Raw genomic sequence first — 19,819 nt, 5'->3', positions numbered from 1 at the left:
CCGGTCCTGGGGGCGCCCAAGGATGATCACACCTTTCGGTGCGCCCCCAGCAGGGTGCCGGCGAGCATGTCGGCCAGCCAGTCCTGGTAGGTGTCGGCGGACCAGCCGCGGCCGCTGGTGAGCTGGGTGAAGAGGTGCGGCCCGGTCAGCGCCCAGCAGGCGTCCGCCGCGTACGCCAGGTCCGTCCCGGCGGGCAGGGCGCCCGCGTCGGCGAGGTGGGCGACGAACGCGGTGAGCCCGGTCAGCCGCTCGCCCTCGCTGATGGCGAGCACCTGGCCCACGTCGGGGCCCGCCTGGGTCAGCAGCGCGAAGAGCGCGGCGAGCCGTTCATTGACACCGCGGACGAAGGCGGCGTACTTCCGCAGTTTGGTCCGCGGATCGGGGGTGCTCCAGATCTCGCGGAGGACGGGGCGCTCGGCCATGGTGAGGGGTTCGTCGTCACCGGCGAGCGTGATGTCCCACAGCGCCTTGACCAGGCCGGGCTTGCCGCCGAAGGCCTTGTAGACCGTTTCGGGGGAGACTCCCGCGGACTCGGCCACCGCGCGGATGGTGGTGGCCTGATAACCGTCGCGCAGCAGCAGCTCCCGGCACGCGGCGAGCACGGCGGCGCGATTGCGCCGGGCGGCGTCCTGGCGGCGGCGGGCGTCGTAGGGCCTGCGGGGGGTGTCGGGCGCGGCATCGGGCCGGGCATCGGGCTGGGTGTCGGGCGGCACGGCGGAGGGTTCCTCCTCAATCCATTACAGTCAACAGTATCGAAAGTGCGTCCCCGCCCGGCTGCCGGAGGAACCCGTGTCCCGTCGTGCCCACCACCCGACCGGTCGAAGCGTCGCTCCGGGAGTCGAGCGCCTGGGCGACCGCGTCGTCAACTTCTACCTGCTCCATCATCCCGACGGGCTGGTCCTCGTGGACGCGGGGCTGCCGGGCCACCTCCGGCAACTGCTCGCGAGCCTGGCCCGGTCGGGGAACTCCCTCGGCGACGTGCGCGCCGTTCTCCTCACCCACGCCCACCCCGACCACACCGGTCTGGCGCGTGCCCTCCAGCAGGCCGGCGCCGACATCTGGGTCCACGAACGGGACGCCGCGATCCTCACGGACGGGCCGCGCAGCGCCATGCGGCACGCCGAACCGGAGCGCTCCATACTGCCGTACCTGCTGCGCCGGCCGGCCGCGATCGCGACCCCGCTGCATCTGGCCCGCAAGGGCGCCTTCACCGCCCGGGCGGTATCCGACGCGCGGACCTTCGGCGCCGACCGGGCGCTGGCGGAGGTCCCCGGCGCCCCGCAGGCCGTGCTGCTGCCCGGCCACACCCCGGGCAGCACCGCGTATCTGTTCGCCGACCGGGGCCTGCTCTTCACCGGCGACGCCCTGGTCACCGCGGACGGCCTGACCGGGCACGAGGGCCCCGCCCTGGTCTGCCGCGGCTTCACCCACGACAGCGCCGCCGCCCTCACCGCCCTCGACCGGCTGGACGAACTGGCCGCGACCGTACTGCTCCCCGGCCACGGCCGCCCCTTCACCGGCACCCCGCAGGCCGCCGCCCGCCAGGCACGGCGGACCGGCGTGCGCTGAGCGGCGGGTGCGACCTGGGACCACGCCGGGAGGCAGTTCGACCTCATCACCTCCGGCGACGGCTGGCACGGGGCCGATCCCGGCCGGGGGCAGCCCCCGGCCTCCGGCGGTCCCGCGTCCTATCCGGCGGTGGCGTGGCCGAGGGCCGGGGCGGCGGGCTGGCTCGGGAAGTCGGGTAATACGGTCTCGGCCAGTTCGTGCAGGACCTCCTCGACCGGGCGCGTGCTGCAGCGCAGGCTCAGCGAGAGGTGACTGACGCCGAGTTCGTCCAGCCGGTGCAGATGGTCGAGCAGCTCGTGGCGGCCGGCGCGGATGCCGTGGAAGATCGGGGTCGCCCGGGTACGGGGGTCCTCGCTCAGATCGAGCATCATCGGCATCAGGTACGGCAGCCGACGGCCGCGCTCCAGGGTGAGGCGGCGCCACTGTCCCATCTGCGCGGCCAGACCGGCCAGGTCGCGCGGGTAGTTGAACCAGCCGTCCGCGTGGTCGGCGACCCACTCCACCGTCTGCTGCGCCCGCCCGGCCACCACGATCGGCACGGTGCCGCCGGCCGGCTTCGGCAGCACATCGAGCTGGAGCTGCTCGGACAGGTCGAGCGACGGCACGGCCACGCCCTGTCCGGCCGGCGGCGTCGCCCAGGCCGAGCGCAGGGTCAGCACGGCGTCGCGGAAGGCCGCGCCCCGGCGGTCGAAGTCCAGGCCGAACATCGGATACTCCACCGGCCGGTCGCCGCTGGCGACACCGAGCACGAACCGCCCGCCGGACAGCGCGTCCACCGTCGCGGCGGCCTTGGCGGTCAGCAGGGGAGCGCGCAGCGGCAGTACGACGGCGGCGGTGCCGAGTACGACGTCGCGGGTGGTGGCCGCGAGATGTCCGAGGTGGGTGAAGGTCTCGAAGACCGTGCCGGCGTCGCCGAACCGCACCGGGTCGTACAGTGGCACGTCCCGGACCCACAGGGCCGCGAAGCCGAGCCGGTCGGCCAGCGCCGCCTTCTCGGCGTGACCGGTCAGGTCGGGAACACCGTTCGTCCGGTTCGCGGCCCCGCCGTGCGGCGTCAGGTCGTTGTCCAGGGGCAGATCGATACCGATCGTGAGCGGGCCCCCCTCACGGTCGAGTCGACGCAGAGCGCTCGGCGAGGTCACAGCAGATTCCTCCGGGGTTTCGCGGGAACTGGGAGGAACCGTACTGCGGGGAAAACCTCCCGCGGCCGCCATTGCATCCGAAGTTCGCGACCTGGATCCAAGGGTGCACGAGCCGCGCCGGGCGAGCTCCGGCCCGGGCCCGCGAGGCCGTGTCTGACAGATAGCGCCGTCCGCCCGTAGGGCGGGTCCCGCGGCGTCTGGCGCGTGTGATCGCAAGGCGGAGGGTCGTCCTCGTAGTGGGCTACTCGGACGACCCCGACAACGCAGCGAGCGCGCGTGCCAGGCGTCGCGGGACAGGCGGGATTTGTCAGACACGGCCTAGCCCGGGCCGGAGCCGCGACGACCGGCGGACACCCGCCCGTCGTACGACCGGCGGACGACCTCCGTACGACGCCGGCCTGGCCCCGACGCGCCCGGCGGCACACCCCCGCGAAACCGCCCGTCAGGCGGAGGCGAGCGACGTCGGGCCGGCGGCCGAGGTGGACCGCGCGTTGACGGCCTCGGGCGCCAGCGACCGCAGGAAGTCCGCCACCGCGCCCGGCCGGGACACCGGGCTGAGCTCCGCGAGGTGACCGTCCGGCCGGACCACCGCGAGGACCGGGCGACCGCCGAAGGTGGCGAGCAACTGCCGCCGCTCCCCGGCCGGCAGTTCGGCCAGGTCGTGCACCGGTGCCCGCCCGCCGACCGCGCCGCTCACCGCCGCCCGCACCGACCCCCAGTCGGCCCGGACCCGGCGGCCGGGCCAGAGCAGCACCATGTGCCGGGACAGGTCCAGCGCGGGCCGGGCGGTGGCGGGGGAGGAGGGCGGATAGAAGGGCACCCGCTGGCCCGGCCGGGCCCGCCGGGGCTGCGGCCGGAGCAGGGAGCGGGTCTGCGGCTCGCCGTAGGCCAGGCCCACTTGGCTGATGAGCGGCGCGGCGAGCCGCCGGCCCAGCCCCGCCCACCGGCCGAGGGTCATCACGGTGTCCCGCAGCAGGCTGGGCCACCGCTTGACCTGCCGGGCCGCCAGGATCTGCTTATCGACGACCGCGGTCACCTGCCGCGCCGCCACCCGCCGTTCGGTGTCGTAGCTGTCCAGCACCGAGTCGCGCAGCCGCCCCTGGATCACACCGGCCAGCTTCCAGCTCACATTGAACACGTCCTGGATGCCGAGGTTCAGGCCCTGGCCGCCGAGCGGGACCAGGCAGTGCGCCGAGTCACCGACCAGCAGGCAGCGGCCGTCCCGGAACCGCTCGGCGATGCCGGGCCGCGGCTGGAAGGTGCGTATCCACTTGGGCTCGCCGATCGTGTACGGCAGGCTGGCGCGCTTGTCGACGATCGCCTGGAGCTGGTCGCGGCTCAGCGACTGCCAGCCGTCCCCGACCGGCGGCACGATGGAGGCCAGCCGCCCCACTCCACTGCCCATGGGGATCACCGGCAGCAGGCCGAAGCGCGAATAGTGGTACTCGACATGGGTGCCGTTCGGGCCGGAGACCGGGAAGTCCCCGATGGAGATGCCCAGTTCGAAGGAGTTGCCGGGGTAGCCGATACCGAGCAGCCGGCGGGTGGCACTGCCCACGCCGTCGGCGCCGACCAGCCACTGCGGCCGGACGATCTCGGCGGCCCCCGAAGAGTGCCGCAGCAGAGCGACGGGCAGCGGCCCGCTGTTGTCCAGCTCCTCCAGGGTGAGCCCCAGTTCGATGCGGCCGCCGAGTTCCTCGTGGCGCTTGCGCAGCACCCGCTCGATCTCCCGCTGCGGCAGCGAGAGCGTGTACGGACGGGCGGTGCCCAGCGTGTCCATCGGTACGGTGCCCAGCCGCCGCCCGCTGGAGAAGTACGAGACGCCGGTGATCCGGAAGCCCAGGCCGACCAGCTCGTCCACGATGCCGATGCGGTGCAGCAGCTCCAGCATCCGCGGCCAGATCAGTACGGCACGGGAGTGCGGATCGCCGTTGTCCAGTAATTCCCTGCGGTCCACCACCCTGACGTCCACGCCTTGTTGAAGTAGATCGCAGGCCAGCATCAGGCCCGCCGCGCCGGCGCCGACGATGAGAACCCCGGGCTCGCCGCTGTCCTGGTTCGTTTGCTCGGCCATCTCTGCCACACCCTCCACACATTCTCAGAAGACGCTGATGTCGGGCCAGATCAGTCCGGTGGCCCCCCAGGTGACGCCACCGCCGAACGCGGTGAGGACGACGCGGTCCCCCGGCTTCAGCACGCCGTCGCGGGCGGCGTCGGCCAGGGCCAGCGGGATCGACGCCGCCGAGGTGTTGCCGACCCGGTCCAGATTGACCGCCAACCGGTCCTCGGGCAGGCCGAGTTGGAGGGCAACCGTGCGCAGGATGCGGATGTTCGCCTGGTGGCCGACAAAGCAGTCGACGTCGTCCGCGCGCCAGCCGGTCTTGGCCAGAACGCTGCGGGCGGCGCCCTCCATGCGTTCCACGGCGTGGCGGAAGACCTGCTTGCCGTTCATGGTGAAGTAGGCGTCCGCGGGCTCCACGGGAGTGCGCTGCCGGGAGCCGCCGGCCGGGATCATGATGAGGTCGGCCAGGCTGCCGTCGCTGCCGAGGTCGAATCCCAGCAGCGCGCCGGGTTCGTCGGCGCCGCCGGCCCGCAGCACCACGGCGCCCGCGCCGTCGCCGAAGATCACCGAGGTGGTGCGGTCCTCCGGGTTGAGGATCGAGCTGTAGGTCTCCGCGCCGATCACCAGGGCCGAGTCCGCCAGTCCGGCGGCTATCGCGCCCGCTCCGGCGTACAGCCCGTAGATGAACCCGGTGCACACCGCGCTCACGTCGTACGACGCGACACCCGCCAGGCCCAGCCGCGCGGCGACCGAGGGCGCGGTCGCCGGGCAGGGGTGGTCCGGGGTGGTCGTGGCCAGCACCACCAGGTCCACCCGGTCGGTGCCGGCCGCCTTCAGCGCCCGCTCGCCCGCCACGACCGCCAGGTCGCTGGTGGCCACACCGGGCTCGACCATGTGCCGCTGGGCGATCCCGGTCCTGGTCCGGATCCATTCGTCGCTGGTGTCGAGGCGCTCGGCGAGCATCGCGTTGGTGACGATTCCCGGTGGCACCATCGCGCCGAGGCCCTGGACCACGGCCGCCCGGGTCACCGCGGGCTCCGGATTTCCGGTGGTTCCGCTCTTTCGGTACGCGTACTCGTCAGCATGTCAGTGGCTCCTGTGGAATCCGGGGTGAATCGACCTTCGCGCTCGCGGCAAGAGGCGAGCCGACAGCCGAAATCTATGCCGGGGTCCGGTGCGCGAAGGGCCGGATACTTCCAAGGAGCGGCGCCCGCGCCGAAAGTGGTAGCCGGCATTTCCGTAGGTGAATCCGCACGCGAATCCGTACGCCGAATCCGTGCCGTGGACCTGCGCCGTGAATCCGTGCCGTGAACCCCCGCGCCGGATTCCGGGCCGGAAACGACGGGAGGGGGCTCCCGGAGGAGCCCCCTCGACCGCCCGTGTGTCCGGTGCCGGTGTCAGTCGGTCAGGGCCCGCGCCGGCGAGGCCAGCGCCGCGCGCCCCTGGCGCAGCAGCAGATAGACCAGCAGCGCCCCGCCCAGCACGACCCCCGCGTCGATCAGCACCGCGAGCGTCACCCCGTCGAGGAACGCGTCGGCGGACGACTCATGGCTCCGCAGCGCCGAGATCCGGCTGTTGGCGATGGCGCTGAGCACCGGGATGCCGGCGGTGATGCCGACCTGCTGGGTCATCGAGGTCAGACCGGTGGCCAGGCCCTGCTCGTCGTTGGACAGCCCCGAGGTCGCGGTGACCATGTACGACACGATGGCGACCATGTGGCCGAATCCGCCGATGGACGTGGCGACGATCACGGTGATCACGCTGCTCCCGCTGTGGCCCACCAGGAAGAGCGCCGCGGTCGCCAGGCCCTGCACCAGCAGGCCGGCCGGCAGCGAACTGCGGCTGCCCATCCGGCGGATGATCCGGGGCGCGGCGATGCCGCCCAGCAGCGAGGTGACGCCCATGACGGTGAAGACCAGACCGGCGGTCAGCGCCGAGTAGCCGAGCGTCTCCTGCAGGTACAGCGTCATCAGGAAGATCGCCGAGGTCTCCATGGTGAAGCTGATCAGACCGCCGAGATTGCCCCAGCTCACCGTGGCGCGGGACAGGAAGCGCAGCGGGGCGAGCGGGGATTCGACGCGCAGCTCGATGGCGACGAAGGCCCCGAGCAGCAGGACGCCCACCGCGATGGCGATCAGGCCCGGTGTGTTGCCCCAGCCCTTCTCACCGAGCGTGGAGATGCCGTAGATCAGCGAGGCCAGCCCCAGGCTCACGGTCACCGCGCCCGGCAGGTCGAGTTTGGACGATCGCTCGGCCCGGCTCTCCTTGACCACCAGCGGCAGGACCGCGAGCACGATCAGGCCGATCGGCACATTGATCAGGAACGCCCAGCGCCAGCTCACCACGCCGGTCAGCACGCCGCCGAGCACGGCTCCGATGGTGAAGCCGGCCGACAGCAGCGCGCCGTTGAGGCCCATCGCCCGCTCGCGCAGCGGGCCTTCGGGGAAGGACGTGGTCAGCAGGGACATCGCCGAAGGGATCACGATGCCGGTGGCCAGGCCCTGGAGAATACGCGCGCCGAGGAGCGTGGCCGGCGAGTCGGCCAGGCCTCCGAGTAACGAGGCGGCGACCAGGACCGCCATACCGATCAGCAGCATCCTGCGCCGGCCGAGCTGGTCGGCGATCTTGCCGAACACCAGGGTGAAACTCGCCGAGGCCAGCGCGAAGGCGGTGGCGATCCACTGGTAATTGGCCAGCGCGAACCCGAGATCCTTGCCGATCACCGGAATAGCCACGTTGAGGATCGAGAAGTCGGCCGATACGATGAACTGAGCGCTGAGCAACACCGCGAGGATGGTCTTCTGCCGCCCTGTCATGTATGCGGGCGACCGGCTATTCTTCGTGGCGGACACTTCATCGAGTGTCGACATGTGGTGAGCCTCTCATTTCATCGGGTGGGGCTGCTGGTCACGTATGGGTCGAGGTTCTGAGAACGCTCCGCCCGAAGCTTAGAACCCGCGCCGCGCCGCCCGAGCCGCCGCTACACCCAAGGTTTCGCGCAGTACAACCAAAGTGACAGCCGGGCAATTGAATACTTCGCCGCATACGATGATCCGCCCTGGGAGCCGAGTGGACCGTTTGCGGAGTTGTTACTGGAGTGACGTCTGAGCCGACGCGCCGAAGCCCTTCCCGGTCGCGGTTATCGGCGAATGGCCGGCCGCGCCGGGGAATGGATCTTGCGCCCGCCGGAAAGGCTTCTCAGCAGGTGATTGCTCGGTTGACTTCACCAGGTGGGTTGGTTAATCTCAAATCCTTCCACGGTGTCGGAGACCGCCGTCAGTGTGAGCGGCCCTGGATATACTCCGCACGTGGATTCTTGTTGTCACGGCGCCGAGTCACCGACGACTTGACCGGCATTCCGCTCCGCAGGCACAGCGACGGTCTCCATGCTCGCCCCTGGCCAAAAATCTCGCATACGGGCGGGCCCTTTGAGGTAGGCATCGAGAACGATGACAAGAGCGCCCGGCGCACGACCGCGGCCCGGCGCACCCGGTTCCGACGGCACACGTGGAAGAGGGCATGGGTACCCGAGGGTTCTCCATCGAGCGTCGAAACAGCGAACTCCGCATGCCGCACTTCTTTTCGGGAGGGCGCCGAAGACGGCGGCCGGAGTGTTCCGAGCACCGCGGCGCGGGGGAGCGCGCTTTGGCCCGTGGCGCCGCGATCCAGGCGGCGATACGCGTCTGGGGCGCTTCCACCTATCGCGACGCCTCGCCGGAGGAGATATTCACCGCCGGTGTCAACACCCTGCTCGCCGACTACGAGACAGGGCTGCGGGCCCAGGGATCGACGCTGGTGAAGGACACCCCGACCTGGGAGGACTTCCGCCGGCAGGCCGCCGCGGTGCTCGCCGAGTGCGCGCTGAGCCTGCGCGGCGGCGGCCGGGGCCGCGGCGGCGCTCAGTCGCCCGCCGTGTCGGCCGCGGTGCCGATCCCGCATCATGGCGTCCAGATGACCGAACTGCTGCGGGCCGGCGACCTGCTCAAGGAACTGACGGTGCGGCTGCTGCGCGGCGCGGTGGCCGGATCCCAGGATCCGCTGGGCCTCATGACGGAAGCGGTGCTGGCGCTCGACCGGGCCGTCGCCGCCGGCGAGCAGCGGATGGCCCGCTCGTACGACGTGCTGCTCTCCGACCGGATCGAATGGGCGGACCTCGCCTACCGCCGCCGTATCGCCCGGGACATCCACGACCACGTGGGGAACGGGGCGAGCCTGGTCCACCGGCATCTGGAGCTCTACGACGTGCTGCACAGCCAGGACGCCGCGACGGCGCACCACAAAGTGACCCAGGCGCGCGGCGTGGTGACCGAACTGCTGGAGAGCATCCGCCGCCTCGTCTCCGACATGCGGGTGCAACTCCCCTCGGCGCGGGTCGGCGAGGCCGTCAAGTGTTTCGTGGAGTCCATGGACCTGCTGGAGACCTCGGTGGACCTGCAGATCGAGGGCGACGAGCGGTGGATACCGGACGAGGTCGGCAGCGAGGTGTTCATGGTCATCCGCGAATGCCTGCGCAACGCCTTCAAGCACGCGCACGCCTCCCGGGTCACGGTGCGGATCGAGGCCTCGCGGGACGACGTGCGGGTCGAGGTCCAGGACGACGGCCGCGGCTTCGACACGACATCCCCCAAGGACGGCCACGGGCTGGCGTCCATGGCGGAACGGGTCGACGCCCTCGGCGGCGAACTGGCCGTCCTGAGCCGGCCGGGCGTGGGCACCCGCGTCCAGATGTCGGTACCGCTGATGGAAGCCCTGTATGAGCAGGCGGGGTGACGGCGCGATGATCCGGATCCTGATCGCGGACGACCACACCCTGCTGCGCGAAGCCGTCTGCGACATGCTGCGGATGGAAGAGGGCTTCCAGGTGGTCGGCGAGGCGGCCGACGGCGAGTCCGCCGTACTGCTGGCCCGGAGCCTCCAGCCCGACGTCGTACTGCTCGACGTCGGCATGCCGGGCAACCCGCCCGGTCTGACGGTGCGCAGACTCAAGGAGATCGCCCCGGACACCGCGATCATCATCGTCAGCATGTTCACCGAGCGCCGGCTGATCCAGGAACTGCTGGACCGGGGCGTACGGGGGTACTTGCACAAGAGCGTCAGCCGCCAGGAGCTGGCGTCGGCGATTCGCGGCATAAGCCGCCGGGACCACGGCCAGGTGGTCATCTCGGCCGCTCCGAGCGTGCTGCCGGCGCCCGCCGAGAGCGACTCCCAGCTGTCGCCCAGGGAGCACGAGATCCTGGTCCTGGTCGCCGACGCGATGAGCAACCGGCAGATCGCGGGGAAGCTGGGGATCACCGAAGGCACCGTCAAGCGTCACATGCGGAATATCTTCGGCAAGCTCGGCGCGGTCTCGCGCATCGACGCGGTCAACAAGGCGGTGGCGGACGCGCTGATCGTCCCGCCGAGCGTGTCGAGCGGCCGGCACGTCAGGTGAGCCGGAACTGTCCCCGCCCCGGGCGGCGGCGGCCGGCCCGCCCTTGGCCGGCCGCGCGGCCCGGGGTCAGCGGCGGGTGCGGCGGTCGCTCGCGCGGGTGGACGGCGCCGGGCTGATCAGGCCGGCGTCGAACGCCTTGTTCACCGCGTCGAGCCGGGAGACCGCGTCCAGCTTGCCGAAGATGTTGTGCAGATGGCGCTTGACGGTGCCCTCGGTGATGTCGAGACGTGCGGCGATCTGCCGGTTGCTCAGCGCCTGGGCGACCAGTTCGAGCAGATCGCGCTCACGGCTGGACAGCGGCGGCGTCCCGCCCGGGGCGCCGTCCCCGCCCACCGGCGGCGCGGAGACCGAGATGAGCACCGACAGATCGTCCTGCATCGTGCTGCGGATCACCGACACCAGGTGCTGACGGCTGACCCCCTTGCTCAGATAGCCGCGCACGCCGAGGCTCAGCAGATCCTGTACGAAGCCCGACGAGTCGTACATGCTGAGGATCACCACCCGCGTCGACGGCGAGACCTCCCGCAGCCGCTGCACGGTGAGCGCGGCGGGGATGCCCGGCATGTCGATGTCCAGCAGTACGAGATCGGGATGGAGCTCGCCCGCGGCGGCGACCGCCCGGCTGCCGTCGCCGACATCCGCCACCACCTCGAATCCGGGCTCGGCGTCGAGTGATTCGCGCAGCGTCTCCCGAAGGATCACATGGTCGTCCACCAGCATGATGGTGATCCGGTCCCGGTCCGGGGCGCCGCTCACGACAGCGGGAGCCGGATCTCGACCCGGGTGCCCTCGTCCGAGCCCTCGATCGTGACCGTGCCGCCGAGCGACATCGCGCGTTCGCGCATGGAGGTCAGCCCGAAGCCGCGCCGCCGGCCGTCGCGTGCGCCGCCGGCGTCCGCGCTCGCTCCCGTCGCCCCGCTCCCGCTGGCATCCCCCCGCGCCGGGGAGAAGCCGACGCCGTCGTCCTCCACCACCGCGGTGATGCCCTCCGAGGTGACGTCGACGAAGACGATCGCCCGTTCCGCCGCCGCGTGGGCGAAGACGTTCAGCAGCGCCTCCCGGATGATCAGGAACAGCTCGTGCCGATGGCCGCCCGGGATGAGCAGCTGATTCCCGGTGACCCGGACATGAACGGCCGTGCGCAACGCGCCGGCCGCGTCCGCGAAGGAGACGATCTCCTTCGTCAGGTCCACCGAGGGCCGCTCCGCGAACTCGACGATGAGCCGGCGCACGATCGCCAGCGCCGACGACAGGTGCTCCCGCGCGGTGCCGACCCGGGCGACCGCCGTCTCGGGGGCCTGCTCGCGGTACAGCTCGCTCAGCTCCAGCTGGTGCAGGGCGATACTCAGCTCGTGGCCCAGCTCGTCGTGCACCTCCTGGGCCATATGACGCCGCTCCCGCCGCCGCGCCTCCTCGGCGCTGCGCAGGATGTAGGCGTCGTACGAATCCCCCGGTGACTGCCTCGACGAGGTGAGATTGGCGTGCAGCACCGTCAGCGCCACCGAGACCTCCGGAAGCAGCTCGGGCTGCTCCACCGCCAGGTACAGCAACTCCTTGAGCACGACGTCCATCAGCAGCCCGGACCCGCCGGGCGGGGTGTCCCCCTGCGATGTGCCGTCGGCCGCGGGCGCCTGGTCCGACGGCGCCACCGGGCGCTGGAGCTGGTCCAGTTCCAGCATGGTCGCGGTCAGCAGGGCGTCCGCCCGCGCGATGCAGGCCGGCAGGACCGCCGGGTCCTTGCCGAGCGAACTGCCGGTGTCGCGCAGCCGGTGTTCGAGGTGCTCGAGGATGGCGCCGCGGCGGGAACCGAGCAACTCACCCACCGACAGCCCGGTCGTCGGGGCATCGTGCCGCATGGAACCTCCGGTCGCCGGAAGGACGCGGGCATGGACGTGAGTCCGTCACTATAACCCAGCGCGTCCCCGAAAATACTATCAGCGACAACGGAGTTGATCCGGAGGCGCTCCGGCGGTGGTCCGGGGCGGTCCGGGGTGGTCCGGGCCCATTGCCGGACCCGGACCACGGCAGGATCACGCCGGTTGCCGCTGATGCGCCACCAGATGCCGCCAGCCGCGCCGTGCCGCGTGCGCGGCGAGCACCGGATCGTCGCCGACGACCGCCGGGTCACCGACCAGTTCCAGCATCGGCAGGTCGCTGACGTGATCGCCGTAGGCGGCCGAGACCGCCAGGTCGATCCCGTGGGCCGCCGCCTCGGCCCGCAGCGCCGCCGCCTTGACCGCGCCGATCATCGGGGCGCCGATGGTTCCGGTGTACCGCCCGTCCTCGACCAGCGGCCGGGAGCAGAGCACGGCGTCGGCCCCGAGATGGGCGGCGAGCGGGTCCAGGCACGGCGGGAAGGCGCCCGAGACCAGGACCGTACGGTGGCCGGCCGCCGCATGGCTCCGGAAGCATTCGACCGCCCGCGGGTGGAAGAGGCCGCCGGCCGCCAGCTCGGCCGCGAACCAGCGCCTCCCGCTCGCGGCCACCGCTGCCTCCTCCTCGCCCTCGAACACCCGGTAGTACTCCGCGAGCAGCTCCGCACGCTGAGCGCCGGCGGCGCCCATCGCGCGCAGCCGCTGCCTGACCGCCCGGTACTCGGCGGGCGGTCGCCCGGCCGCCGCCAGGTGGAACTCCAGGAAGCGGAAGATGCTCGTCACCGTGATCAGGGTGTCGTCCACGTCGAAGAACGCCGCGGAATTCACGTGGTGAGCTCCCGGCCCCGCTTGGCGTCCACCAGAGCCGCCGCCTCACCGATCGTCTGCTCGGCGCTCAGCTCCCCCTCGGGCACCCGCACGCCGAAGCGGCGTTCCAGGACCACCGCCAACTCGACCAGGACCAGCGAGTCGACGTCGAGCGACTCGAAGGTCGCGCCGAGATCGATCTCCTCGGTGCCGAACACGTCGAAGGTCTTCATCAGCAGCTCGCGAATGACGTCGACGGTGGTTTGTGAGGTGCTCATTGTCGGGCTCTCCTTCATCTTCAGCTGCGGGAAGGTGGTGGGGCGGGCGGGGTACGGCGGGCGGGCGCGCGGCCCGGCCGTACCCCGCCGTCAGGGGTGTTCAGGCGCTGGCCGCCTCGGCCCGCTCCGTCTCGTCGCGTACGTCCATCGCCGCGTACTCGTCCTGCGCCGCGCGGATCGCCTTCTCGACGTCCGTCACCGTGGGCAGGCCCAGGACGCCGACGATCTTCGTCAGCCGCTCCGGCATCGAGCCGCCGACGATGTGGTACGGAATCTCCAGCTCGGTGAGCGTCTTCATGAGGAACTCGTCGGACATCGACCGGAAGCGCTCGTTCACCGGCCGGTGGCCGTCCTCGGCGAGCGGGAGTTCGTTGGGAAGGTGGATGAAGGTGTCGAAGGTGGCCTTCACATGCCGCTTCATCGCGTGGCCCAGCTGCTGCATGACGTCTTCGAAGAAGATCAGCTCGGGCGTCTTCTCCACGGAGTCGAGGTCCTTGAGGTGGATCGACGCGTTGGGGTTGATGCCGACGGTGACCCGTACCGAGCCGTAGATCCATTCCTGCAGCGAGGCGCCGTCCGAGATGAATCCGTCCCACCGCCTGCTCTCGTGCACGGCGCGGTCCACGTGCCGGACCACGATCATCTGGATCAGCTCGGACGCCGTGCACTGGTCGAGCGTCTTTCCCGGCGCCGCTTCCGGCAGGATCTCCCGCATCGTCTTCGCCCGGGTGCGCGGAATTCCGGTGTAGTGGGACAGCGCCATGGCAGTGATCGTCTTTCCGGACGAATAGGTTCCGGATATACCGATCCGCATGCGAACTACCGCCTTCGGTGTTGGGGGAGTTGCTCGGGAAGGTGCGGGAAACTACGGGAAAGTACGGGGAGGCGGAGGGCTGCCGAGGCGGGCGCTTTCGGCCCGGCCCGCTGAGGCCGGTCCCAGCCCGCTCGGGCCCGCTCGGGCCGCTCAGGCCCGGTCCGGCAGGCGGTGCGTGACCACACACCGCGTCCGTACGCCCCGGACGTCGCCGACGATGGTCGCGGTGCGCCAGAGCCCGCCCTGCGCCGGCACCAGGGCGGCGTCCTCCAGGGATGTCGTCTCCCGGGAGGAACCACCGGCCGGCCGCAGTTCGGCGGGTCCGGCCGTCAGCGTCGTGCGCCGCATCCACAGCGTGTTGCTCTCGCCGCGCTTCATCCCGTCGGTCTCGTAGAGCAGGATCTGACCGAGCTGAAGCGCGACGACGAAGGAGTCGATCAGCGAGACCGCCGGACCGTAGGCGGCCTCCAGGCCCCCGGCGACGAACTCCCGGGCGTCCGGCGGCACGACGTCGACCGTGGCGTCCGCCGAGCCCGCGGCCACGTCGACGGCGACATCCCGGATGAGCTGCCGCGTCCGCTGGAAGCCACTGCCGTACAGGCCCGGATAGCCGCTGCCGAGCTGGGCGTCCACGTGGGGCCCGGCAGGCACCGGAAGGCCGGCCTCGTGGATCAGCTCGACGCGGATCTTCATGCCCGAGACCCGGCAGTCGTACGTGGAGATCACCGTGCCGGGGTGGTCGGCCGAGGCGGCGCTGCCCGAGGCCGCCGCCGAGACCGGCAGGTCACCGAGACCGTCCTCGACCGCCGAGGAACCGGCCTTGATGTCCACCCGGTGCAGGCGGACCTCGGACCGCTGGCGTTCGCCCAGCCCGTGGGTGTGCCGGGCGAGGAACTCCGCGAACCGTACGGCCAGGATCAGCGCGTCGATCGTGGACAGGTGCGGCCGCAGTTCGTCGCCCTCGGCCTTGGTCGACCAGTCCGGGGGATAGGAGATCCCGGCCCGCGCCCGCACACTCGGCCCGGCCCCGCCGCTGGCGCCGCTCGCGCCGCTCGCGCCGGTCCCGCCGGTCCCGCCGGTCCCGACGAGAACGGTGTCGCTGATCGTGTATCCGACGCGCCGGTACCCGGAGCCGAAGAAACGGCTTTCCGACGGTCCCAGATAGTCGTCGACGGAATCGAGGAAAAGCCTTCTGCCGCTGTCCACAGTCATCTTGTTGCCCCGTTCGCTGGGAAAGCCGGGCGGATCGATTACCGCTCTCACGGTAGCCGCGCCGGCTCGGCGGGGCCGAATGGAGTGCCTCTTAATCGGCACCCACTGTTTCGAAAGTGCTATACGGCGGACCGGGCGCGCCGACCGTGGCGAACGCAAAATGGCTGTCTCCCCACCGCTCCGGTGGGAAGACAGCCATGAGGTGCGGAAAAGTCAGAACCGGGCGGCGAGTTCTCCGGCGCCGGAAAGAATCTCCCGGAAGTCCTTCTCGCCGTCCGCGAGCAGGGCGTTTCCCTGGAAACGCAGCTCCTCGACGTCGGTGACACCGATGAAGCGCAGCCAGTCGACGAAGAAGGTGCTGTGGAAGTCGACACCGAACTCCATCGGCGTGCCGGGGCTGTACACACCGGCGGTGAAGACGACGACCGCCCGCTTGCCGGTCACCAGTCCCTGGTAGCCGGCCCCGGGATCGAATCCGAAGGTCCACCCGGGCTGGGTGATGATGTCGATCCACTGCTTCAGCACATACGGCACGCCGCCGTTCCACATGGGAACGTTGAACACATACTCGTCCGCGGCGGCGAACCGGTCGAACACGGCACGCGCCTGACTCCAGACGGCGACCTGCTCCGGAGTCTGCTCCCCTCCCGAGAATGCGGCCATCTTCGCATCGGCCGCGACCGTCCCGAATGCGGGCAGCGTCTCCTCGAACAGATGGAGCGTGTCCACCTCCGTCTCCGGCTTGCGCTCTTTGTACGACGTGACAAACGCCTCGGCGATCGCGAGCGACTGACTCGCCGCCCGCCTCGGCGAAGCGTTCACATGCAGCAATTGGCTCATGCCGGATGCCCCTCCTGAAAGTCCAGCGCGACACCCGTCATGCAACGCCGGCCCCCGCCGCCCTTCAACCCCGCTGTCACTTAGGTCCACTCCCGGGTATCGAAAGAGGTAGCGCGCGTCCCCCCCCGTACCGGACCCCCACCGATCACCGTGCGGCGGGCGCCGGTACCCGCATCGGAGGGCGCGATGAGAGGGCGCAACCTGATGTCCTTGGCGAACCTGCTACTCGCCGCCGTACAGGCGTTCCAGGTCGATGAGTTGAGCGGTGTGGTCGTGGGCGACGGCCTTGCGGAGTTCGTCGGTGAAGCCTGCTCCGCTGAAGCACATGAGGCGGGTCTGCTGGGGCGTGGCGACGCCGCGGGCGGTGAGGACTTCGCGGTCGGGGCGGACGTCGTCATAGCCGTGGACGGCTACGTCGACTTCGTGACTGGTCCTGGCCGCCGGGTCGTTGACGGTGCCGGCGGTGACGCGGACGGGGTGGCCGCCCTACGTTCCGGGCGCGGCGTGCCAACGCGCCCATTCGCGGCAGTGGTCTTCGAAGTGGGGGCCGAGGACACTTTGCCGCGGAAGGTGGGCTGGGCTCGCTGCCAGACGGCGAGGGCCCGGCCCGGTCGCTCCGGATCGCCCGCCCGACGCCTCAGCCGTGCTTCCCCGGCCCGGGAAACAGGCTCGCCTCCTCCCTGGGATTCCGAGGGCCACTCCTGCCACGGTGCGCTGCCCCCACAGGAGGGACGATGGGGCCATGGAGCGGAACGAAGGGCTCAGTGAGTTCCTGCGTGCCCGGCGCGCGGCGATGGATCCGGAGCGGCTCGGTCTACGGGACGCGGCGCCGCGGCGGGTACCCGGGCTGCGGCGGGAGGAGCTCGCCGCGCTGGCGGGGGTCAGTGTGGACTACTACACGCGGCTGGAGCAGGGGAGGCCTATCACCCCTTCGGACTCCGTGCTGGAGGCGCTGGCCAACGCGCTGCAACTCGACGCGGCGGAACGCAGCTATCTGCGCGCGGTGGCGCGTCCGCCGGCCGCCGGCCGCCGTCGCGCCCCGGCGCAGAAGGTACGCCCGGGGATCCACGCGCTCGTCGCCCGGCTGGAGGGGACCCCCGCCCTGGTGCTGGGACGCCGCGCGGACATCCTGATGACCAACCGGATGGCCCGCGCACTGCTCGCCGACTTCGACGCGATGCCCGCCCGGGACCGCAACGCCGCGCGCTGGATCGTGCTCGACGAAGCCGCGCGCTCACTGTTCGGCGACGGCTGGGAGAAGGTCGCCTCCGAGTTCGTGGGGACCCTGCGGATGGACGCCGCCCGCCACCCCGACGACACGCGGACGGCGGAGCTGGTGGGCGAGCTGTCCATGCGCAGTGAGCGCTTCCGCCGCTGGTGGGCGGGGCAGAAGGTGGTGCAGTTCAGCCATCAGACCAAGACCCTGCACCACCCGGTCGTCGGCCGGCTCACCCTCCGCACCGAGGCGCTGGCCTTCCCCGGCGACCCGGACCAGACCCTCCTGACCTTCCTCGCCGACCCCGGCTCACCCTCGGACGAGGCCCTGACACTGCTGTCCGCCTGGGCAGCGGACCACAGCGGCGACGGCAGCCGGAAACCGGCCCGTACCGCGCCGTACGAATGAGCCGGCGTCCCCTACGCGGCAGCGCCAGGCGCCTGGGCCTGTGCTTGGCCCTGGGCGAAGATCACTGATCGCCGGGGGGCCTTCTCCTGAAGGACCTCCTCGGGGCGGGCGGTTCGGCGGCGAAGGTGGTCCTCCGCATCCCAGGACCGGGCAGGCCAGTCGGCGCCTCCTTCCGGGCCCCCTCCCAGGGTTGGCTGGAGCACAGGACGCCATCCGGTGTCCGATTCCCCTCCGCCTGTGCGCCTGCCGCACGGCTCACCGCAGGGAGCAGTTCCATGCCTTCCACCTGGCTCATCACCGGTGCGACCTCCGGATTCGGTCGCCTCGTGACCGAGCGCGCCTTGGCCACCGGTGCCCATGTGATCGCCGTCGGGCGCCGCCTCGACCGGCTCGGCGAGCTGTCGGAACGCGCCGGGAGGGCCCCGCTGGGGCGCCTCACCCCGATCGCGCTGGACGTCACCGATCCCGACGCCCAGGACATCCTGGCCGGCGCCGTGCGGGCCGCGGGGGGCCTGGACGTTCTGGTGAACAACGCCGGCTACGGGTTGTTCGGGTCCGTCGAGGAGATCGGCGCGGGCGAGGCGCGCGCGATCTTCGACACCAACGTACTGGCGAATCTCACCGTCCTGCGGGCCGTCCTCCCGGCACTGCGGGCGTCGCACGGCCGGGTCCTCCAGACCTCCTCGCTCATCGGCCAGTTCGCCTGGCCCTCGTCCGGCCTGTACGCGGCGTCCAAGGGCGCCGTGGAACTGATCAGCGAAGCCCTCGCGCACGAACTCGCACCCACCGGCGTCAAGGTCACGATCATCGAACCGGGCACCTTCGCGACCGGGTTCGCCACCAGCCTGCACGTCGTGGTGCCCAGCGACGTCTACGCCCCGACCGTCGGCAAGTTCCTCACTGACTTCTCCGCCCTGCCGCCCGAGGCCTTCGGCGATCCGAACGCCGTGGCCGAAGCGATCATGACGGTCTCGGCCATGGATGAGCCGCCGCTGCGCCTGGCCGTCGGGGCGGACGCCGTCGAAGGCATACGGGCCTCGCTCCGCTCACGCCTGGCCGAGCTGGAACGCTGGGAATCCCTCTCCCTCACCCCCGCCGCGGCCGAGAGGTGAGGCCGGCGGCGCGCTGCTGAGCCGTCGATCCCGTGCGGTCGCGTACGGTCCCGCGTCGTGCCGTCGCCGACCGTGCGTCAGGCCGCCCCGCTGTCGCCGACCAGGTTTCCCTTCATGAGCCAGGTAGGGCCTTCGCTGTATTTGCCGACTTCGGCGAAGAACGCCCCGAAATAGGGGCCGCCGGCGTGTGTGTTGAAGGCGTCGACGTCCGCGAAGACCTCGTTCAGATACAGAATATTCGGATCGTTCTCATCTTTGATGACCTCGAATCGCGCGGAGCCGGGCTCGTTCGCCAGGGAATCGCGCGCCGTCTTCCGCGCCGCCCGAACGAAGTCGTCGCGGTGCTCGGCCCGGACGGTGAAGGAAACCAGAATCTGGTACATGGCGTGGACCCATCGTGTGAAAGATGAAGAGGTCACCGGCTTCATCGCCCGCCGAAAAGGTGAAACGAGCCAGTTCGCCAGGGGGAATCGGCCGAGCAGATCGCCTTATGACTCTCCCAAGCACCCGCGCCGACCGCAACCGCGCCCGGATCCAATCGGCACGGCACTTCGGATCTGTTCCGGCGCCCGCCTCGCGTGAATCCCGACCGGGCTCGGCGGAATTCAGGAAGGAGTCTGTCCCGGGACGGTGGCGGTGCCCGCCGCGTCCGCCGGCGCCACGGAGCGATGGGTCGGCTCCGGCAGCGACTCGGGCGCCTGCGCGACGACGAGGTCGAGCAGTCCCGGGAAGCGGGCGTCGAGGTCGTCCCGGCGCAGGCGGTTCAGCCGCCGGGTGCCTTCGTCGCGCTGGCGGATCACGCCGGCTTCCCTGAGCACCTTGAAGTGGGCGCTCTGGGTGGACTTGCTGACCGGGAGCGCGAAGCTCACGCAGGCGGGTTCGCCGCTCCGCCCGACCTCGGCGAGTCGGGCGACGATGGCCAGCCGGACCGGATCGCTGAGCGCGGCGAGCACGGTGGTGAAGTCCAGGTGGTCGCGTTCGGGGTGGACGAGTTCGTTCGCCGTGCGGCTGGCCATGCCATCAGTGTACCCAGCATGTTCGGAGTTTCCGAACA

19 protein-coding genes are annotated in these 19,819 nt (G+C 71.1%); 5 read left to right on the top strand and 14 right to left on the bottom strand.

Features of this window, described 5'->3' with window-relative positions:
- Window positions 1-26 precede the first annotated feature (26 nt).
- Window positions 27-713 carry a TetR/AcrR family transcriptional regulator gene (locus tag ACFO3J_RS12855; protein WP_386429272.1) on the bottom strand — a complete coding sequence of 229 codons (687 nt, stop codon included), beginning with the start codon at window positions 711-713 and terminating at the stop codon, window positions 27-29.
- Between the two features lie 76 nt (window positions 714-789).
- Here ACFO3J_RS12855 and ACFO3J_RS12850 point away from each other — a divergent pair, with 76 nt between their 5' ends.
- Window positions 790-1,569, top strand: coding sequence for an MBL fold metallo-hydrolase (locus ACFO3J_RS12850; RefSeq protein WP_386429270.1), 780 nt, complete (start codon window positions 790-792; stop codon window positions 1,567-1,569).
- A gap of 119 nt (window positions 1,570-1,688) precedes the next feature.
- On the opposite strand, the gene ACFO3J_RS12845 is transcribed toward ACFO3J_RS12850, so the two are convergent.
- The 4 genes from ACFO3J_RS12845 to ACFO3J_RS12830 all read right to left on the bottom strand — a co-directional run bounded on the left by ACFO3J_RS12845 (window position 1,689) and on the right by ACFO3J_RS12830 (window position 7,559).
- Entirely contained in the window at window positions 1,689-2,711 is a 1,023-nt protein-coding gene (locus ACFO3J_RS12845; protein WP_386429268.1) for a TIGR03571 family LLM class oxidoreductase, read from the bottom strand.
- Between the two features lie 442 nt (window positions 2,712-3,153).
- Window positions 3,154-4,785 carry an FAD-dependent monooxygenase gene (locus ACFO3J_RS12840; protein ID WP_386429266.1) on the bottom strand — a complete coding sequence of 544 codons (1,632 nt, stop codon included), beginning with the start codon at window positions 4,783-4,785 and terminating at the stop codon, window positions 3,154-3,156.
- A gap of 24 nt (window positions 4,786-4,809) precedes the next feature.
- The gene (locus ACFO3J_RS12835; protein ID WP_386429264.1) at window positions 4,810-5,802 is read right to left on the bottom strand and encodes a beta-ketoacyl-ACP synthase III; all 993 of its coding nucleotides are present in this window, start codon (window positions 5,800-5,802) and stop codon (window positions 4,810-4,812) included.
- A gap of 368 nt (window positions 5,803-6,170) precedes the next feature.
- The gene (locus ACFO3J_RS12830; RefSeq protein ID WP_386429262.1) at window positions 6,171-7,559 is read right to left on the bottom strand and encodes an MFS transporter; all 1,389 of its coding nucleotides are present in this window, start codon (window positions 7,557-7,559) and stop codon (window positions 6,171-6,173) included.
- Between the two features lie 859 nt (window positions 7,560-8,418).
- Between ACFO3J_RS12830 and ACFO3J_RS12825 the strand changes: the two genes are divergently transcribed.
- A complete protein-coding gene (locus ACFO3J_RS12825) occupies window positions 8,419-9,543 on the top strand; it encodes a sensor histidine kinase (protein ID WP_386429260.1) in 1,125 nt (374 codons plus the stop codon).
- Window positions 9,527-10,204, top strand: a complete 678-nt coding sequence (locus ACFO3J_RS12820) for a response regulator (protein WP_386429258.1) — start codon at window positions 9,527-9,529, stop codon at window positions 10,202-10,204. The genes ACFO3J_RS12825 and ACFO3J_RS12820 overlap by 17 nt, the downstream gene beginning before the upstream one ends.
- Before the next feature lie 66 nt (window positions 10,205-10,270).
- Here ACFO3J_RS12820 and ACFO3J_RS12815 read toward each other — a convergent pair whose 3' ends face one another.
- The 7 genes from ACFO3J_RS12815 to ACFO3J_RS12785 form a co-directional block, all read right to left on the bottom strand.
- Window positions 10,271-10,960, bottom strand: coding sequence for a response regulator (locus tag ACFO3J_RS12815; protein ID WP_386429257.1), 690 nt, complete (start codon window positions 10,958-10,960; stop codon window positions 10,271-10,273).
- Window positions 10,957-12,060 carry a sensor histidine kinase gene (locus ACFO3J_RS12810; protein WP_386429255.1) on the bottom strand — a complete coding sequence of 368 codons (1,104 nt, stop codon included), beginning with the start codon at window positions 12,058-12,060 and terminating at the stop codon, window positions 10,957-10,959. Before ACFO3J_RS12810 ends, ACFO3J_RS12815 begins: the two co-directional genes overlap by 4 nt.
- A gap of 174 nt (window positions 12,061-12,234) precedes the next feature.
- On the bottom strand, window positions 12,235-12,906 hold the full coding sequence (locus tag ACFO3J_RS12805) for an HAD-IB family hydrolase (protein WP_386429253.1): 672 nt from the start codon (window positions 12,904-12,906) through the stop codon (window positions 12,235-12,237).
- Window positions 12,903-13,163 carry a phosphopantetheine-binding protein gene (locus tag ACFO3J_RS12800; protein WP_386429251.1) on the bottom strand — a complete coding sequence of 87 codons (261 nt, stop codon included), beginning with the start codon at window positions 13,161-13,163 and terminating at the stop codon, window positions 12,903-12,905. Before ACFO3J_RS12800 ends, ACFO3J_RS12805 begins: the two co-directional genes overlap by 4 nt.
- Before the next feature lie 100 nt (window positions 13,164-13,263).
- Window positions 13,264-13,977: an AAA family ATPase gene (locus ACFO3J_RS12795; protein ID WP_386429250.1), complete on the bottom strand. Its 714-nt coding sequence runs from the start codon at window positions 13,975-13,977 to the stop codon at window positions 13,264-13,266.
- A gap of 150 nt (window positions 13,978-14,127) precedes the next feature.
- Window positions 14,128-15,189, bottom strand: coding sequence for an AvrD family protein (locus ACFO3J_RS12790; protein ID WP_386429248.1), 1,062 nt, complete (start codon window positions 15,187-15,189; stop codon window positions 14,128-14,130).
- A gap of 213 nt (window positions 15,190-15,402) precedes the next feature.
- Complete coding sequence (locus ACFO3J_RS12785; protein WP_386429246.1) at window positions 15,403-16,029, bottom strand: FMN-dependent NADH-azoreductase; 627 nt, start codon at window positions 16,027-16,029, stop codon at window positions 15,403-15,405.
- A gap of 742 nt (window positions 16,030-16,771) precedes the next feature.
- Between ACFO3J_RS12785 and ACFO3J_RS12780 the strand changes: the two genes are divergently transcribed.
- Entirely contained in the window at window positions 16,772-17,653 is an 882-nt protein-coding gene (locus tag ACFO3J_RS12780; RefSeq protein WP_386429245.1) for a helix-turn-helix domain-containing protein, read from the top strand.
- Between the two features lie 275 nt (window positions 17,654-17,928).
- Window positions 17,929-18,765 (top strand): SDR family NAD(P)-dependent oxidoreductase, encoded by an 837-nt coding sequence (locus tag ACFO3J_RS12775; protein WP_386429244.1) that lies wholly within the window; start codon window positions 17,929-17,931, stop codon window positions 18,763-18,765.
- A 77-nt stretch (window positions 18,766-18,842) separates the two neighbouring features.
- On the opposite strand, the gene ACFO3J_RS12770 is transcribed toward ACFO3J_RS12775, so the two are convergent.
- Both ACFO3J_RS12770 and ACFO3J_RS12765 read right to left on the bottom strand, forming a co-directional pair.
- Complete coding sequence (locus ACFO3J_RS12770) at window positions 18,843-19,148, bottom strand: putative quinol monooxygenase (protein ID WP_386429242.1); 306 nt, start codon at window positions 19,146-19,148, stop codon at window positions 18,843-18,845.
- A 222-nt stretch (window positions 19,149-19,370) separates the two neighbouring features.
- Window positions 19,371-19,781 (bottom strand): ArsR/SmtB family transcription factor, encoded by a 411-nt coding sequence (locus tag ACFO3J_RS12765; RefSeq protein WP_386429241.1) that lies wholly within the window; start codon window positions 19,779-19,781, stop codon window positions 19,371-19,373.
- Window positions 19,782-19,819 lie beyond the last annotated feature (38 nt).

This window comes from Streptomyces polygonati (assembly GCF_042650325.1).
Taxonomy (GTDB): Bacteria; Actinomycetota; Actinomycetes; order Streptomycetales; family Streptomycetaceae; genus Actinacidiphila; species Actinacidiphila polygonati.
The sequence above is the reverse complement of the archived record's forward strand: the minus strand, read 5'-3'. Positions and strand labels throughout refer to the sequence as shown.